Origin of the sequence: Macrococcus sp. 19Msa1099 (assembly GCA_019357535.2) — a bacterium.
Taxonomy (GTDB): Bacteria; Bacillota; Bacilli; order Staphylococcales; family Staphylococcaceae; genus Macrococcoides; species Macrococcoides psychrotolerans.
Window position 1 is genome coordinate 261,872 of sequence record CP079955.1, and the last position, 17,893, is coordinate 279,764.

Sequence of the window (17,893 nt, forward strand, 5' to 3'; positions counted from 1 at the left end):
ATAATAGGGATAATTAATGATAAGGAGCGAATGCAGTGAAAGTACTAACATTAAATACCCACAGCTGGTTAGAAGACAATCAAGAAGAGAAACTAAATGTTATCGTGGCGCGTATACTGAAAGCAGACTATGACATTATTGCACTTCAGGAAGTAAATCAATTATCGGAGAATGACGTTATTGATGCACCGAATAATCTTTGCCCTCTATTGGATCAAACGCCTATTAAAGAAGGCAACTTCGCATACGAAATTGTAGAAAAACTACGTGCCCTCGGTGTAACCTATTACTGGAGTTACGCGATGAGTCATATCGGTTATGACATCTATGATGAAGGTAGTGCATTGCTATCTAAAGCACCGATTGATCCATATGCAGTATTTGTTTCGATAGAAGAAAGTCCTGATGACTATAAATCAAGAAAGATACTATTTGGAAAAACAAATGTAGGCGATAATGAAATGCTCGCAGTCAGCTGTCACTACTCGTGGTGGACGACATTTGCAGAAGGGTTCAGCTATGAATGGAATAATACAATTAATGCATTGTCACATTATGAGTTGCCGAAGCTTTTAATGGGAGACTTTAATAATCCAGAAGGTACAGAGGGATATGCATATGTATTAAAAAGTGACGCGAATATACAAGATACATATACAGTCGCAAAAAAGAGAACAGGCAGTCATACCATCGAGAAAAATATTGCAGGGTGGGAAGATAATGATGGTAAGCTAAGAATTGATTTTATCTTCAGTACCCCTGAATTTAAGGTATTACATCACGGTACAGTGTTTGATGGAAGAACAGAAGCAATTGTGAGCGATCACTTCGGAGTAGAAGCGGAAATAGAACTTTAAAAGTACCAGCCATGTGCTGGTACTTTTTTGTTTGTTGACTATTATGGCATAATAAAATTGAGGTGAGCATATGAAGATTATGATTGTTGAAGATGATCCGGTGATTCGTGAACATCTTGCTGAAGCACTTAAAAAATGGCAGTACGAAGTATACATTGCAAAAAACTTTAATGATATCATTGAAGAATTTAATGATTACAAGCCGCATATAGTACTACTAGATATTAATTTACCTGCTTATAATGGTTATCACTGGTGTCAGGAAATAAGAAAGATTTCTCAAATTCCGATTATATTTATCAGTAGTAGAAATGATAGTATGGATCAAGTGATGGCAATGCAGATGGGTGCTGACGACTATATCGAGAAACCATTTAATATGACGGTTACAGTATCCAAAGTTCAGGCGATGCTAAGAAGAAGTTATGACTTTTCCATTTTAGAAAAAGGGATGGAGATTAATGGTGTGGAACTGATTCCAGAACAGGCAAAATTGATGTTTCACGAGGAACATATAGATTTAACGTTGACAGAACTTCAGATTATGCAAAGTCTATTTAAAGCAAATGGAGGTTTTGTCAGTCGCAATGCACTCATCGAATCATGCTGGGAATCAGAGCATTTTATTGATGATAATACGCTTGCTGTCAACATGACACGATTACGTAAAAAGCTTCAGAAGATTGGGCTTGATAATTTTATTGAAACAAAGAAAAATGTCGGATATCGAGTGGTGAAGTAATGGGTTTTATTAAATATAAATTGAATGAAATCATTATTATTATCGTGCTTTCATTATTATTTGGACTAATTATGATGCTTTATAATACTCCTTTAGAAGGCATTGTATTAACTGCAGGTATTATTATATTTTTAGGAATTATTTATTTCAGTTACAGTATGATGATATATAAAAAAGTGTGTACGGTACAAGAAGAAAATTTACAATTGAAAGAAGAAATTCAGGACATAAGAAATGAAAAGATCGAGTATCAAAGTGAAATAGAGTCATACTTCCTGTTGTGGGTTCATCAAATGAAGACACCAATCACTGCTTCAAAATTGTTGCTAGAAGCTGAAGATATTCAAACAATTTCACAGATGCGTCACGAGATTCTGCAGATTGATAATTATACGAATCTCGCACTCAGTTATCTAAAGCTAATGAATGAAAAGACAGACATGGTTTTTATGGAGGTGCGAATGGATGACTTAATCACCCCTCTCATTAAACGTTACTCAATTCAATTTATTCATAACGATACAAAGCTGCATTACGAAAAAATATACGACAGTGTATTAACTGATGCGAAATGGACTAGTGTGATGATAGAACAAATTTTAAATAATGCACTGAAGTATGCACGTGGTAAAAATATATGGATCAAATATAGCGAAGCAGAAAATATCTTGTCGGTAAAAGATGATGGCATAGGGATTAATACTTCTGATTTGCCCAAGATATTTGAAAAAGGCTTCTCCGGATATAATGGTAGATTGAATGATAAATCTAGCGGTATAGGTTTATATATTGTTAAAACGATTGCGCGAAGAATGAATGTCTCTGTTTCAGTAGAATCTGAATTAGGCAAAGGGACAACTTTTCATATGAAATTCCCGAACCTTACAAATTTGTAAGGTTCATTTTTATCTTTGTAAGAATAGATGAAGGTCAGGAAGTTCACGACCGAGTACAATTTACATATAGATTAAAATTAAAGGAGTGACTTTCATGTTATTAGATATTAGAAATGTTAAAAAAGTGTATGGAAAAGGTGCCAATCAAACTGTTGCACTAAAAGATATGAACTTTTCAATTGAAAAAGGAGAGTTTGTTGCCATCATGGGTGAATCTGGTTCTGGGAAGTCGACTTTACTCAATATTATTGCAACATTTGATAAACCGACAGAAGGGAGTGTTTTCATAGCTGGACAGGATATTGGTAAACTTAAAAATAAAGCAGTTGCAAAATTTCGAAGAGATTCACTTGGTTTTGTGTTCCAGGATTTCAATGTATTACATACAATGTCGAACAAAGATAATATATTAATGCCGCTTGTACTAAGTAACAAGAAACCTTCCGAAATGAATGAACGTTTAGTCCCTTTGACAAATCAGCTCGGCATCAGTGAATTGTTAGATAAATATCCGCATCAAATCTCCGGAGGACAACAGCAGCGTGTTGCGATTGCGCGTGCGCTTATTTCAATGCCAGACATCTTGCTTGCTGATGAACCTACGGGTGCACTTGATTCTAGAACGTCGAGTGAAATCATGCATCTATTTCAAAATATAAATGCCGCTGAACAAACGATATTAATGGTGACACATTCGAGTATCGATGCAGCATATGCAAAGCGTGTCGTATTTATTAAAGATGGTATTCTTTATCATGAAATTTATCGTGGTGATGAAACGCAAGCAGAATTTCAAAAACGTATATCTGATAGTTTGGCAGTGTTATCAGAAAGAGGTGTATAAAATGACGTTTAAATTAATTTGGAAGCTCGTCGTTAAGAATTTCAATATGCTAAGAAGTATAATTGCTCCTTTTATTCTGGCTGCCGGCGTAATGTTTGGTCTGGAATATATTATGGTGTCACTCATTAATAATGATTATATACAAAAAAGACATGAGACCTTGCCGATGCTTATTTCTTATGCGAATATCATTGCTGGAATACTGACAGTTATATTCGTGATCTATGCAAATCATTTCGTGATGAAACAACGTAAGCAGGAATTTGCACTTCATATGATTTTAGGATTAGAGAAAAAACATATTCGATTGATGATCTGCTTAGAAATGATCATCCAGATGGTCTTAATTGGATTTATCAGTATCGTGGGCGGTTACTTGTTCGGGAATCTTGTATTTTTAATTCTGAACAAACTGGTAAAAGGTTCAGGTATTACGTTGATGAACTATCCATTCGATGTGAAAGCTGCAATTGTTATAAGTGTGATGATATTATGCGTATATATCCTTCTTTTTATACTGAATCATATAATGATTACAATACAAAGTCCAGTACAGTTGATGCGTTCTCAAAAAGCAGGAGAGGAGAAGACGCGAAAATGGTTTACCGTACTTTGTTTTATATTCGGAAGTATATTTTTGAGTTACGGATATTATCGAGCGATGACTGTTGAAGGTATATTGTCATCTTTTCAGACAATATTTTTTGCAGTACTCGCTGTCATGATAGGAACATATTTACTCTTTATGTCATTAACAATCATCATTTTACAATTATTAAAGAAAGAAGAGAGAATCTATTATCAACCGAAGCACTTCTTTTCTATTTCTGGGTTGATCTCTCGTATGAAAAAGAATGCGATTGGATTGGCAAGTATTACGATGCTTGTGACATTTTTGGTTGTAACGCTGGGTATGACACTGACCGCATATAGAGGGATGGAGAGTCAGGTGTCAGGAAGGTTGAATCAGGATTACCATATCGATATTTACAGTAATACAGATGTTCAGACAGTTAAAAATGAAATTAATCGTTATGCACAAGTTGATTATTACCGACAAGGGGACACTATATTTTTCCCGCTACAGAACATAGAAGGAAACTTGAAGAAGTTGCCTGATAATGCAAGAAGTGCAGATGCAAAAACGATGATCTACGCTGTAGTAACAACAGTGAAAGATCATAATCAATTGCATGATGATCATCTTCAAATCAAAGGTGATGAAGTCATATTAAGTGCAAACACAAGTCGATTTAAAGGGTATCAAGAAGTTAATCTTGCAGAAAAATCAACTAAAGTTGTGTATAGCGATAAAGATTATCTGGGTAACCAGCTAGCGATAGATGCACTTTACATTGTCGTTAAAGATAAATCTGTATTTGAACAAATAAGGCAACATTACAAATCTTATGATCCGAATAAAGAGAAAGCGATGCCTTCAGAAATCACTACAAGCATGGAGTTCAATATTATAAAGGGTGAGAAAGAGTTTAAGAAACATATTTCTGAAATACAGAAAAAGATTGGAACACAAATTGAAAGTAAGTCAGAGATTAAGAAGATGATTTTTGAGCTTAATGGAGGGCTTATATTTATTGGAATTGTAGTGTCAATTGTACTATTGACAGGTATTTTCTTAGTATTATATTATAAGCAGTTATCTGAAGGTTATGAAGATAAACGTAATTATAGTATTATGAAGAAAGTTGGATTGCCTGATGAATTGATTAGATCGACAATTCATAAACAAATATTCTGGGTGTTTGGACTTCCTATTATAGTGACATTAGTGCATACACTATTTGCATCAAAAATAATTTATAATCTGCTAGGGGTACTTGGTATTCGTGATAGATGGATGTTTATTACAAGTTATATCGGCGTGACCATGGTTATCATGCTAGTTTATGGCTTGATGTACTTAATTACGAGCAGAAAATATTATAATATTATTAACGAATAATGCCAGCCGCGTGCTGGTATTTTTGTTTGGAAAATTTCTGCACGCACGCGTCCTGGAACGTGCAGCACCTCATTATTATGAGCAAAAAAGAAACGTGCAGAAATTTGAAGTCATTTCGTCTGCACGTTCCTAAATTGTTATTTAACTGATACTTTTAATACTTCGTATCCAAGTTTTTCTATTGCTTGCTGAACCTCTTCGGGTTCAACGATTGCTGGATCAAATTGCATCTTCGCTTTACTTGCGTTAAATAATACTTTCGGTGCTTCAACACCTTTAATATTCTTCAGCAATCCTTCGATAGATGCTAAGCAAGATGGACAAGTTAATGTTTCGAGTTGTAATGTTAATTGTTTCATAATGATTTCCTCCTAAGATTATTTTTTTGATTTAAATTGAATTAATCTCATCGCGTTTAGTATAACAAGCAGCACACTTACTTCATGAGCGAACATACCTATCGCTAAGTTTACACCGCCCATGATTATACCGATGAGCAGTAAGATTACTGTAATAAGTGCGATTGCGATGTTTTGTTTTAATATGCGCATTGTTTTTCTTGCAAGATTAATTGCATGTGCATATTGTGTCAATGAGTCGTTCATCAGAACGAGATCTGCGGTCTCCATAGAGATATCTGTTCCGCCTTTCCCCATAGCCAGTCCTACATCTGCGATTGCAATTGCTGGCGCATCATTGATGCCATCACCGGCCATTGCAACTTTTTTACCTTGCTGCTGCAGTAATTGAATGTGTTTCAATTTATCATCCGGCATCATTTCAGCTTGATACGTATCCAGACTTAATTGCTGGCTTACAGTGTGCGCAGTTCTTGCGTTATCTCCTGTAAGCATGATGATTTCTTTAATTCCGTTATCGCGCATTGTTTGAAGTGCTTCTACTGCATCTGAGCGGATCGCGTCAGCAATCGCGATAATGCCAGTAAATGTCTTATCGATTGCGATAAATGTAACAGTATTACCTGACGTTTCTAATTGTTTCGCCTGTTGTTCGTATTGTTCTTGTATCGTAATATGATGGGTCTGCAATAGTTTACGATTTCCTATTAATACAGTGTGATGGTGGATTTTACCTTTAATCCCTTGTCCTTTAACTGTTTTTGTTGTAATCATTTCGGATTGGTCGAAAGCTACTCGTGCTTTTACGTATTCCACGACTGCCTTACCAAGATGATGTTCAGAGGTCATTTCGATTTGGCCGACGAGAGATAATATTTCTTGTTCTGTAAAGTGTGTCGTGTCAAATTTAACAGAAGTTACTTCTGGACGACCTTTCGTTAACGTACCAGTTTTATCGAAGACAAGTGTGTCTACTTTTGATAATGCATCGATCACTTCTCCACCTTTAATGAGCACACCATTTTTAGCGCCATTTCCAATTCCAGCGACATTTGCAACAGGGGCGCCAATAACGAGTGCTCCTGGACATGCAATGACTAGAAACGTAATAGCCAGGTGAAGATCGCGTGTGATAAGCCAGACGATTAATGATAGTATTGCAATACTTGGTGTGTACCATTTTGCAAATCTATTCAGAAACTTCTCTGCTGGTGATCTTGCATCTTGTGCTTCTTCTACGAGTTCTATAATTTTTGCGAACGTCGTGTCTTCATCTACTTTTTCAGTGAATACTTCAATATATCCAGTATCAATAATGGTACTGCTGTAAACTTTGTCATTTTCTTTCTTTGATACTGGGTGTGACTCTCCTGTTATGGATGCTTCAATAATATGAGCCTTTCCTTTAATGATATAACCATCCACTGGCACAGTCCCGCCAGAATATACGACGACTGTGTCACCAATATTAATATCGTCAATATCGACTTTTTCAATTTCTCCGTCTCTTAATCGGTTTGCATCTTGTGGTGCCATATCAACAAGTTTGCTAATTGAATTACGTGTAATCTTAAGCGTTCTTGCTTCAAGATAACTTCCGAATAAGAATAGGAATGTTACAACAGCTGATTCAGTATATTCATGAATATATAGTGCGCCGATAACTGCAAGCGTTACAAGTAGTTCAATGGAGAAGACTTTCAGCATAAGTGATTGCCATGCTTTTAATGCGATTGGCATCATGGCGATTAATGTTGCGATAATAAGGAAAGCGTTGCTAAAGCTTTGTACATCTGTCCATTTTAATAATAATCCAGATATAAGAAATATAAATGTAATCAGTGTCAATGTGTTTACGTTCTGATAAATCCACTTCTTCATTGTCTCTGCTCCTTTCGTAATATGTGTTGTCCTTTCACATATTATGATAAGGGAGATTCCACTTTAATAAATTGACTTAGATCAATTTATTGAGGTTTTCCTGAAGAATTCGATATGTTTTATGATTAATCTTCTTTATAATCTGTTCTTCTTCTAATTTATTGAAAGTACGATTTAATGTTTCAGGCTGCATACTTAAATAAGACGCAATATGCTTTTTCGTTAAAGATAAGTTCAGCATATTCTCCTCACGATAGTTTTCGATATACATCATTAGTTTAGAACGGCTATCCAGTAATGAAATATTCGTTGTCTGCGTTTCAGATTCTGACAGACGTTTTGCAAATGTTTCGATAAAGGTAATGCTGATGCTAGGATATGTGTGCATTAATTGATATATATCCTCTCTTTTTATAATACAGATTTCAGCATCTTCTAAGACTTCAGCGTAAGATGTGTTGTTCAAAGAAGGATTGAATAATGATATTTCTCCCGTATAGTCACCGTGAGAAAGTATTCTAATCAGCTGTTCTTCACCGTTTTCATTGAGTTTATAAATTCTGACACGCCCTTTATGCACAACATAGAGAGAATCGATTGTATCTCCAGCTAAATAGAGATGTTCTTTTTTAGCAAAAGATCGTTGCATAATCTTGTTGAAAATAAGCTGCATCGTCTCTTCGTCAAGATGATTGAATATAGGTACTCTCTGCACGCATAATTCATAATTATGATGACATTCCATAATGAAGCCTCCGGTATCTTTTAATCTCATCCTAACATATATAATTGATGAGTTATCAATTTATGATTGTCATTTTCTTTTTAATGTGACATACTAATTATTGTATTAGTATGACCTATTAAAGCGAATGGTATAACACATTAATTATATGAGGTGAATGATTTGAATAAAAAGATCTATGCTTTTGAAGAAGGTACACAAGATATGAAGGACTTATTAGGTGGTAAGGGTGCGAATCTTTCTGAGATGATGCGCCTCGGTTTACCTGTTCCTAATGGTTTCACGATTACGACTGAAGCCTGTATTGAATATCTTGCACAAGGTGAGCAGTTAACAGATGGTTTATCAAATGAATTAAAGACATATATTAAAGGTTTAGAAGATAAGACAGGTAAGGCTTTCTCTTCTAAAGAAAATTTATTACTCGTATCTGTACGTAGTGGTGCGAAGATTTCGATGCCAGGTATGATGGATACAATTTTAAATTTAGGGTTAAACGACGAAAATGTTGAAAGTTTAGCTCAAGTGACGAACGATGCACGCTTTGCGTATGATTGCTACCGTCGTTTGCTACAGATGTTCGGTAGTGTTGTATACAATATCCCGATGGAGGCCTTTGAAGGTTTCTTTGAATCATTCAAAAAAGAAAAAGGCCATCAGATCGATGCAGATATTCCTGCTGAAGATTTAAAGGTGATTGTCGAGAAATATAAAGAAATTTACGTTGAAGAAGCGTATAAGCCTTTCCCACAAGAGCCGTTTAAACAGTTGACAGAAGCGATTGAAGCGGTATTCAAGTCATGGAATAATGATCGTGCGCGTATTTATCGTGACTTAAATGAAATTCCTCATGATATCGGTACAGCGGTAAACGTTCAGGAAATGGTCTTCGGAAACAGTGGAGACCGTTCAGGTACAGGTGTAGCCTTTACTCGTAATCCAGCGACAGGTGAACATAAGCTATACGGTGAGTACTTACTCAATGCACAAGGTGAAGACGTTGTTGCGGGAATCCGTACACCGAAAGAGATTGAAACATTAAACGAGCAGATGCCACAAGTGTATCAGGCATTTGTTGATGTCACGAAGAAATTAGAAGCGCATTACAAAGATATGCAGGATATTGAGTTTACCATTGAAAACGAAAGATTATTCATTTTACAGACGAGAAATGGTAAACGTACAGCAAAAGCTGCGATTAACATCGCTGTAGACATGGTACATGAAGGTGTCATTTCTAAAGAAGATGCCGTTGCAATGGTAGATGTGAAATCAATAGACCAGCTGTTACATCCTAACTTTAATGAAGATGCATTAAAAGATGCAGAATTAGTATCAGATAAAGGTTTGCCAGCTTCTCCTGGTGCTGCAACAGGTATTATCGTCTTCTCAGCATTAGATGCAAAAGCGAAAGCTGAGGCTGGTGAAAAAGTTATATTAGTTCGTCCTGAAACTTCTCCAGAGGATATTGAAGGTATGATTGCAGCTGAAGCGATTGTAACGACACATGGAGGTATGACAAGTCACGCTGCTGTAGTTGCCCGTGGAATGGGGAAATGCTGTGTAACTGGATGTTCAGATCTTGAAATTAATACGAAAGAAAAATACGTAAAATATGCTGGTAAAACGCTATCTGAAGGTGATGTGATCTCAGTTAACGGGTCAACGGGTGCTGTATATATCGGTGAAATTGAAACGACGAAAGCTGAAGCAAGTGATGTCTTTGAAGAATTTATGAGCTGGGCAGAAGAAATCGCACGTTTATCTGTACGTATGAATGCTGAAACTGAAGGCGATATTAAAGCGGGCTATTCATTTAACGCTAAAGGTATCGGTTTAGTACGTACTGAACATATGTTCTTTGGTGAAGAGCGCTTAGTCGAAATGAGACGTTTCATCTTAGCATCTACATACGAAGAGCGTGTAGAAGCATTAAATAAAATTAAAGTGTATCAAACAGAAGACTTTGAAGGCATCTTCAATTTATCTGGGGACCGTCCGTCAATCGTCCGTCTATTAGATCCACCATTACATGAGTTCTTACCGAAAGGTGGAGAGGAAGTTAAAGCAGTTGCAGATCAGTTAGGTGTAACGACAGACTTCCTGGAAAAACGAATCAGTGAATTACATGAATTCAACCCAATGCTCGGTCACCGAGGTTGTAGATTAGCAATTACTTATCCTGAGTTATATGAAATGCAGACTGAAGCAATTATTACAGCTGTGCTTAATCTAAAACAAAAAGGGATTGAAACGAAACCGGAAATCATGATTCCGTTAGTTTCAACATCACAAGAATTTGTTATCCTAAAAGATGTCGTAAAGAATAAAGCTCAGGAAATCATGGATGCAAAAGGTGTACAAGTTGACTACCTAATTGGTACAATGATTGAAACACCACGTGCATGTTTAGTTGCAGGCGAACTTGCTGAGCACTCAGAATTCTTTAGTTTTGGTACAAACGATCTAGCACAATTAACATATGGTTTCTCTCGTGATGATGCAGGTAAGTTTATTAATGAATATATCAACCGTGAAATTCTTAGCGTCGATCCTTTCCAAACATTAGATGTAGAAGGTATGGGACAATTAATCAAGATTGCAGTTGAAAGTGCGAAATCAGCAAATCCATCGATTAAGATTGGTGTCTGTGGTGAGCTAGGTGGAGATCCTAAATCAATCCATTTCTTTAATGGCTTGGATATTGATTATGTATCATGTTCACCATTCCGTGTGCCAGGTGCAATTCTTGCAACAGCTCAAAGTCAGGTGGAATAATATCGGGAGGCAGTACATTTGAGTAAGTATGAAGAAGACGATCTATTGATTTATATTGTTTCTGATTCTATCGGTGAAACAGCGGATAGAATGCTCCATGCAACATTGTCCCAATTTCCTAAATTAACTTCTGTCACAGTCAAGAAGTTCTCGTTTGTAAAGGATGAAGAAGCGTTTAGAAATATATTGGAACTCGCGCATGATAAAAATGCAATTGTTGTTACAACACTTGTTAATCCGGGCTTTAATGAAATAGGTAAAGCGTATGCTGAAGAAGTTGGATTATCATATATTGATTATATGACAGGTATGATTAAGGTGATTGAGCATCATACGGATATGGAAGCAAGACATGAAAGTGGTGCATTACGTAAGTTGGATAGCGATTACTTTAAGCGTATTGAAGCGATTGAGTATTCGGTGAAATATGATGATGGTAAGAACTTTAATAATTTAAGTGAAGCGGATGCATTGATTATAGGGGTATCAAGAACATCAAAGACACCACTCAGTATGTACTTAGCAAATAAAGGGTACAAAATTGCCAACATCCCGCTCGTGCCGGAATCACCAATCCCAGAATCAGTATTTCAAGAGAAAAACTTAAAAGTGATTGGTCTTACCGCAAGTCCCGAATATATTATGAACATCCGTACTGAACGCGTGAAAATTCTTGGGCTGACAGGTCAAGCAGAATACAATAATCTGCGTCGTATTAAAGAGGAGTTAAGTTACGCAGAAGAAGTGTTTAATCGTCTGAATGCAACGGTAATTAATACGGAATTTAAGTCGATTGAAGAATCTGCGTTTTATATCGAGAAATATTTAAATAAAAAATAAACCGCTATTGTTAAGCGCAGCAAATTTATTGCTGCGCTTTTAACAATTTAAAGCAAGAATATGCTATCATGATAAATGCTCAAAAAGGAGGATGTTATGGAAAATAAAAATATAATTCAAAAAAATATTGGATTCTTTCCGGCACTTGCACTCGTTATGGGAACTGTTATCGGTTCAGGTGTTTTCTTTAAAGTATCCAATATAACAGAAGTGACAGGAACACCAGGAATGACTTTGCTTGTATGGCTGCTAGGAGGATTGATTACAATCTGCGCTGGCCTTACAGTCGCAGAGCTTGCAGCTGCAATTCCAAGGAACGGTGGATTGACAACATATATAGAATATACTTATGGCAAATTTTCAGGGTTTTTGGCAGGATGGGCACAAAGTTTTATCTACTTTCCAGCGATGATTGCAGCACAGGCAATTGTATTTTCAGAACAAGTACTCAACTTATTACATCTTAAAGACGGGTGGATTGTGCCAGTTGCATTTATTGCAGTGGCTTCGATTTACCTGATCAATATTATCGGATCTAAGGCAGGTGGTATTCTGCAGTCTGTAACGCTAGTGGTTAAACTTATTCCCTTGATCGTTATCATTATATTCGGTTTGATGAATACTGGAGACGTTGAAGTATCGCTTGCACCGAACACCGGAGATACGGGAATTAACTTCTTTACAGCGATTGGTGCAGGGTTACTTGCAACGATGTTTGCGTATGATGGCTGGATTCATGTCGGTAATATTGCCGGGGAAATGAAGAATCCAAAGCGTGACTTGCCGCTTGCAATTGTTCTAGGGTTAGGATTAGTTACTGTAATTTATTTATTAATTAACGCAACGTTCTTATATACATTGCCGATTGATGAACTTAAAGGGAATTTAAGTGCAGCTACAGATGCATCAGAAATTTTATTAGGAGATATGGGTGGAAAACTCGTTACGATTGGTATATTAATTTCAGTTTACGGTGCATTAAATGGCTATACAATGACAGGAATGCGTCTACCTTATGCTATGGCAGAGAAGAACATCCTGCCATTTAAAGAATCATTTATGAAAGTGACAACGGCAGGCATTCCTTGGTTCAGTGGACTGGTACAAGTTATTATTGGAGCAATCATGATTACTTCACGCTCGTTTGATGCAATTACTAATATGCTTGTATTCGTTATCTGGGCATTCTACGTGATGGCGTTCTATGCAGTGTTTGTACTAAGAAAGCGTGAAAGTGAGCTGGAACGACCATACAAAGTTCCGTTATATCCATTGATACCAGCCGTTGCAATTATTGCAGGTTTATTTGTAATGGTGAATACATTATTCACACAACCAGTGTTAGCGATTGTTGGGATCATTATAACGTTACTGGGAATACCAATTTATAAGATGAAGATTAGAGTGAGATAATAAAATGTATCAGTCTATCAATAGGCTGATACATTTTTTATTATTTCACTAAATATTTCTTTAGCAGTATTATTCTTTGCAAGTCTAGGAGCCTGTCCACACCATAAATGGAGATCCTCTACTTGATAATGCAAGGCTGCTTGTTTTCTTAATGAGCTTGTTAAATCATTTTGATACGGATATGGTAGAATGTCATCGTTAAATTTTTCTAATTGAGAGATCAGGAGATTCTTGATACCACGGGCTTCTTTGCCGCTTATTGCTTTCGTCAGTACAGTATCAGTTTCTGATGCATTGAATATTGCTTCTTTATGAATAACAGGCGCCTTGCTTTCTTTACTTGTTAAAAAGGCGGTACCCATCTGAACACCGGATGCACCGAGTGCGAGAGCAGCATTTATTCCACGATGATCCATTATGCCACCAGCTGCTATGATGGGGATGTTAATTACGTCAGCAACTTGTGGGATTAAGGCAAACAGACCGATATTGTTTGTCGTTTTGAAATTTGCACGATGTCCACCTGCTTCGTAACCTTGAATGACGACTGCATCCATTTTTGCTTGTTCACAAAGGAATGCTTCTTCGACTGAAGCTGCGCTGCCAATAACTTTAATATCATTGGATTGTAACTTAGAAATCATCTTGTTGTCTGGAATACCGAACGTGAAGCTTACAATAGGGACGTGCTTTTCAATAATGATATCAATCATCTGCTCAAATGATTCATATGTGTGTGATTTTATGTCTGGCACATTGAGATTATATTTAGAGTAATACGGCTCTAAAATCGACTGCATTAATTTAATAGCACTTTCATCTACATCAGGATGTTCGGGAACGAATAAATTAACAGCAAAAGAATTTTGTGTTAGTTGATGTACTTCATTAATTTCAGTTAACAGTTGTTCATGGTTCATATAGCCCGCACCAATCGTACCAAGGCCGCCTTCGTTGCTGATCGCTGCTACAAGCTCAGGTGTGGTCGAGCCTGCCATACCTGCTTGAATGATTGGATAATCTATATTTAATAAGTTGCATATCGGATTTTGATTAGACATCTCAGGACTCCTTTCTATATGAGTAAAGATATCATAATTACAAATGTGCGAAAAAGAATTTGATTATATATTGTGTTACATTAAATGGAATTACACTATACACTTAGAAGTCTATCATGACACGATTAATTCCATACTTAGTATTTGAAAGTACAAAAGAAGCTTTAGCATATTATGAAGACGTATTTGGTGCAACAGAAGTAAATCGTTTACCAGTAGGAAAAGAACAAGCTGAGCAATTCTTGTGTGGTGTTATGGGTGCGCTGGATGTTTAACGGTAACTAAAATTATTTTAGAGCAGATAATCAGCTCTTCTTTTGTGCTATATTATCATTAAAGGGGGAGAGAGATGACGCTAACAATAATGTATCAGAACAAAGAACATTTACTTAAAAAAGTAGAACATGACGAAGATATCCCACAGGATGCATCTTTTATATGGTATGACTTTGAAGGTGCGAATGAAGAAGAACGCCTGATATTTGAAAAGCATTTTGAATTGAATGAGCTGACGATTGAAGAAGTAATCAATAAAAAATCACGACCAAAATATAAGAAGTTTCCAACATATGAATATCTCGTATTCCAGAAAATAGAAAAGTCAACGTTTGAAGCAGAGACAATCAATATCCTCATGAAAGATAATGTTCTTATTACATATCACGACGAAGATAATGAGCCGTTAGATGAATTGGATGCAGTTGCACAGGAGCTAGAAGAGAATGCACCAGACACTTTAACGCCACATACGGCAACGCTGATGTTGCTTGATAAGATTGTAGACTTTTATACAGAGATTGTTGAAGAGATAGAGACGAAAGTGCTTGAATTTGAAAAAGGACATGCGAATGATCGCATGAAGAACTATATTATGAATGATATATTTGAGCTACGCTCGGAAATGATAAAGACAAAGGGCATTATTGTTCCGATGAGCGAACTCATAGATGAGATAGAAACTGATGATACGTTGATTCAGACGAAACATGATCATTATTACATCCACCATATTAGAGATCATGTGATTAAGCAGCAGAATATGATAAAGAATGCACATGAACTGACCGATGAAATCAGAAGTAACTATGAGTCATTTAATAACTATCGGATGAATCGTGTGATGCAAATTCTTACCTTGGTTTCTACAGTATTTCTACCACTTACTCTGATCGCAGGGATATATGGTATGAACTTTGAATATATGCCGGAGTTAAAGTGGCATTATGGGTATTTCACTGTGTTATTCATCATGTTTTCCATCATGATTGGGTGCATGATTTATTTTAAGAAGAAAAAATGGTATTAAAAAAACAAGCACTCACAATTGTGAGTGCTTGTTTCCAACATTAAATATTATAATTTAACGATGTTAGCAGCTTGAGGTCCACGTTGACCTTCTTCGATATTGAATTCAACTGCTTGACCTTCTTCTAAAGATTTGTAACCTTCACCTTCGATAGCGCTGAAGTGAGCGAATACGTCGTCTCCGCCTTCAACTTCGATGAATCCAAAACCTTTTTCTGCGTTAAACCATTTAACTGTACCTTGTGTCATAATAATGACCTCCAAAAAATTATTAAATAATATCTAATGTTTTACAAAGAAAACTTCACACATTACAAAAAGTTTCGACTAAACACGATTACTCTTTGTAATATGTGAAGTTCTTTGTTTCTTGCATATGTTCGATATATTTGTACTAAGTATATAACGGATATTCTATGTTGTCAATTAAAGATTACTTTTAAATATTGAATAGAAGCGATAAAGGGCTTACGTATCATGTTTAGATACATAAAATAAAAAAAAACGAGTACTCTTATGAGTACTCGTTTCCAACATTAAATATTATAATTTAACGATGTTAGCAGCTTGAGGTCCACGTTGACCTTCTTCGATATTGAATTCAACTGCTTGACCTTCTTCTAAAGTTTTGTAACCGTCTCCTTCGATAGCACTGAAGTGAGCGAATACGTCGTCTCCACCTTCAACTTCGATGAATCCAAAACCTTTTTCTGCGTTAAACCATTTAACTGTACCTTGTGTCATAATAATGACCTCCAAAAAATTATTAAATAATATCTAATGTTTTAAGAAAAAACACTTCACATATTACAAAAATAGTCGGCTTACATGATTACTTAGGTAATATGTGAAGATCCTTTGTTTCTTGCATATGTACGATATATTTGTACTAAGTATATAACGTATATCTAGATTTGTCTACAAAAAGTAGTCATAAAAATCCAAAATGAGTAAATTTATATTATAAAATTCATATAAAATGGATGCCCATTACAGTAGGTATAAGCTTTCGTGAAATTTTCATTCATCAAAAATAATTTTTCTAATTCATACGAATTAATACGATAGCTAAGAAGATAAAGGCTAATCCTAGATATTGGACCCCCGTTACTTTCTTCTGTTTAGCACCGATCCATCCAAATGAATCAAGCAGGATGCTACAAATGATTTGTCCGGATAAACAAATAATTACAACGAGGCCTGTGCCCATGATTGGGACTAGATATGACATACCGAATACGAAGAAAGAGCCGAGTATTCCACCTATCCAGATCCATTTCGGTTTATCTTTGCCGATAGCAAAGCGAATCTGAGTGATTTCCTTTCTTATAATAGTTACGATGATGAATAAAAATATGGTACCAACTAAAAATGAAACGAATGCTGCATGTACGGGTGATGCTAATATACTGCCGAGTTTTCCATTAATTGCAGATTGAGTGGCCATGAGCATGCCGCCTGCAATCCCGGTAATCTGAAATGGCAACTTTGATTTAGTATCTTCTTCGAAATCCATATAGGCCTGTTGTTTGCGTTTTCTTAACCATTCGGGTAGTGCGATAACCATTACAACACCAGCGACTAAGATTAAAAGTCCAGCACACCTTAGCAATGTCAAGTGGTGCATCGGTGCCTGGAATAGCCCGAAGTGATCAATCATGATACTCATGATAATTTGGCCCATAATCGGTAATACGACAGTCTGCACGCCCCCAAGCACAGGAAACAGTAGAATATTTGCAGTAAGGCCAATTAACCCTAATAATCCCCCAAGCCATATCCATCCGGGTTCCTCTATGAATATTGAAGGATGAATAAGTACAGTATGTTTAGTAAATAAAGTGATAAAGAATAAAAATATTGTACCCACACTAAAAGATACAAACGATGCAACAAACGGTGACAGCACATAGCTTCTTAATCGTGAATTAACAGCTGTCTGAATCGGTACGACGATACCTGCGGCAAGCGCAAATAGAAAATAAAACATATTAGTCTCTCCTTTTATATATATAGTACTTAAAAACAACGATAAACGCCATATCTGAAAAAACGAGAGCGTAGGTACAGTTCTTGAAAGAATCTTTTTTTACTTTTCTGAAAATATTTCAATACCTTGATTTCAAGTATTGACGGGTTTATAATAAAATATAAATTCATTTATTATAAAAAAATATAAAATATTATTTTATTTACAATTTGTTCATCA

Annotated in this window: 16 protein-coding genes and 1 pseudogene; 10 read left to right on the forward strand and 7 right to left on the reverse strand. The window is 36.0% G+C overall.

Annotation, left to right across the window (positions count from 1 at the left end; all coding sequences use genetic code 11):
* The first annotated feature begins 35 nt into the window (after positions 1 to 35).
* The 5 genes from KYI10_01430 (at position 36) to KYI10_01450 (ending at position 5,302) form a co-directional block, all read left to right on the forward strand.
* On the forward strand, positions 36 to 857 hold the full coding sequence (locus tag KYI10_01430; GenBank protein QYA33140.1) for an endonuclease/exonuclease/phosphatase family protein: 822 nt from the start codon (positions 36 to 38) through the stop codon (positions 855 to 857).
* A 70-nt stretch (positions 858 to 927) separates the two neighbouring features.
* A complete protein-coding gene (locus tag KYI10_01435) occupies positions 928 to 1,599 on the forward strand; it encodes a response regulator transcription factor (protein QYA33141.1) in 672 nt (223 codons plus the stop codon).
* The gene (locus KYI10_01440) at positions 1,599 to 2,495 is read left to right on the forward strand and encodes a sensor histidine kinase (protein QYA33142.1); all 897 of its coding nucleotides are present in this window, start codon (positions 1,599 to 1,601) and stop codon (positions 2,493 to 2,495) included. The genes KYI10_01435 and KYI10_01440 overlap by 1 nt, the downstream gene beginning before the upstream one ends.
* Positions 2,496 to 2,589: 94 nt before the next feature.
* Complete coding sequence (locus tag KYI10_01445; GenBank protein ID QYA33143.1) at positions 2,590 to 3,339, forward strand: ABC transporter ATP-binding protein; 750 nt, start codon at positions 2,590 to 2,592, stop codon at positions 3,337 to 3,339.
* A 46-nt stretch (positions 3,340 to 3,385) separates the two neighbouring features.
* A complete protein-coding gene (locus tag KYI10_01450; GenBank protein QYA33144.2) occupies positions 3,386 to 5,302 on the forward strand; it encodes an ABC transporter permease in 1,917 nt (638 codons plus the stop codon).
* A 137-nt stretch (positions 5,303 to 5,439) separates the two neighbouring features.
* Here the strand turns inward: KYI10_01450 and KYI10_01455 are convergent, their stop codons facing one another.
* From KYI10_01455 to KYI10_01465, 3 genes are all read right to left on the reverse strand, one after another.
* Complete coding sequence (locus tag KYI10_01455) at positions 5,440 to 5,661, reverse strand: heavy-metal-associated domain-containing protein (GenBank protein QYA33145.1); 222 nt, start codon at positions 5,659 to 5,661, stop codon at positions 5,440 to 5,442.
* An 18-nt stretch (positions 5,662 to 5,679) separates the two neighbouring features.
* Positions 5,680 to 7,542 carry a cation-translocating P-type ATPase gene (locus KYI10_01460; GenBank protein QYA33146.1) on the reverse strand — a complete coding sequence of 621 codons (1,863 nt, stop codon included), beginning with the start codon at positions 7,540 to 7,542 and terminating at the stop codon, positions 5,680 to 5,682.
* Between the two features lie 76 nt (positions 7,543 to 7,618).
* Positions 7,619 to 8,287 (reverse strand): Crp/Fnr family transcriptional regulator, encoded by a 669-nt coding sequence (locus tag KYI10_01465; GenBank protein ID QYA33147.1) that lies wholly within the window; start codon positions 8,285 to 8,287, stop codon positions 7,619 to 7,621.
* Positions 8,288 to 8,449: 162 nt separating this feature from the next.
* Between KYI10_01465 and ppdK the strand changes: the two genes are divergently transcribed.
* The 3 genes from ppdK (at position 8,450) to KYI10_01480 (ending at position 13,318) form a co-directional block, all read left to right on the forward strand.
* Positions 8,450 to 11,065, forward strand: coding sequence for a pyruvate, phosphate dikinase (gene ppdK, locus KYI10_01470; protein ID QYA33148.1), 2,616 nt, complete (start codon positions 8,450 to 8,452; stop codon positions 11,063 to 11,065).
* Positions 11,066 to 11,083: 18 nt separating this feature from the next.
* Positions 11,084 to 11,905 carry a pyruvate, water dikinase regulatory protein gene (locus tag KYI10_01475; protein QYA33149.1) on the forward strand — a complete coding sequence of 274 codons (822 nt, stop codon included), beginning with the start codon at positions 11,084 to 11,086 and terminating at the stop codon, positions 11,903 to 11,905.
* Positions 11,906 to 12,001: 96 nt separating this feature from the next.
* The gene (locus KYI10_01480; protein QYA33150.1) at positions 12,002 to 13,318 is read left to right on the forward strand and encodes an amino acid permease; all 1,317 of its coding nucleotides are present in this window, start codon (positions 12,002 to 12,004) and stop codon (positions 13,316 to 13,318) included.
* Between the two features lie 17 nt (positions 13,319 to 13,335).
* Here the strand turns inward: KYI10_01480 and KYI10_01485 are convergent, their stop codons facing one another.
* A complete protein-coding gene (locus KYI10_01485) occupies positions 13,336 to 14,379 on the reverse strand; it encodes a nitronate monooxygenase family protein (GenBank protein ID QYA33151.1) in 1,044 nt (347 codons plus the stop codon).
* Between the two features lie 116 nt (positions 14,380 to 14,495).
* On the opposite strand from KYI10_01485, the pseudogene KYI10_01490 reads away from it, so the two are divergent.
* Positions 14,496 to 14,621: pseudogene (locus KYI10_01490) on the forward strand (VOC family protein).
* Positions 14,622 to 14,728: 107 nt separating this feature from the next.
* Positions 14,729 to 15,685 carry a CorA family divalent cation transporter gene (locus KYI10_01495; protein QYA33152.1) on the forward strand — a complete coding sequence of 319 codons (957 nt, stop codon included), beginning with the start codon at positions 14,729 to 14,731 and terminating at the stop codon, positions 15,683 to 15,685.
* Positions 15,686 to 15,732: 47 nt separating this feature from the next.
* Here the strand turns inward: KYI10_01495 and KYI10_01500 are convergent, their stop codons facing one another.
* From KYI10_01500 to KYI10_01510, 3 genes are all read right to left on the reverse strand, one after another.
* Positions 15,733 to 15,933 (reverse strand): cold-shock protein, encoded by a 201-nt coding sequence (locus KYI10_01500; protein QYA33153.1) that lies wholly within the window; start codon positions 15,931 to 15,933, stop codon positions 15,733 to 15,735.
* 294 nt (positions 15,934 to 16,227) lie between these two features.
* The gene (locus KYI10_01505) at positions 16,228 to 16,428 is read right to left on the reverse strand and encodes a cold-shock protein (GenBank protein ID QYA33154.1); all 201 of its coding nucleotides are present in this window, start codon (positions 16,426 to 16,428) and stop codon (positions 16,228 to 16,230) included.
* A gap of 298 nt (positions 16,429 to 16,726) precedes the next feature.
* On the reverse strand, positions 16,727 to 17,674 hold the full coding sequence (locus KYI10_01510; protein ID QYA33155.1) for a DMT family transporter: 948 nt from the start codon (positions 17,672 to 17,674) through the stop codon (positions 16,727 to 16,729).
* Positions 17,675 to 17,893: the final 219 nt, after the last annotated feature.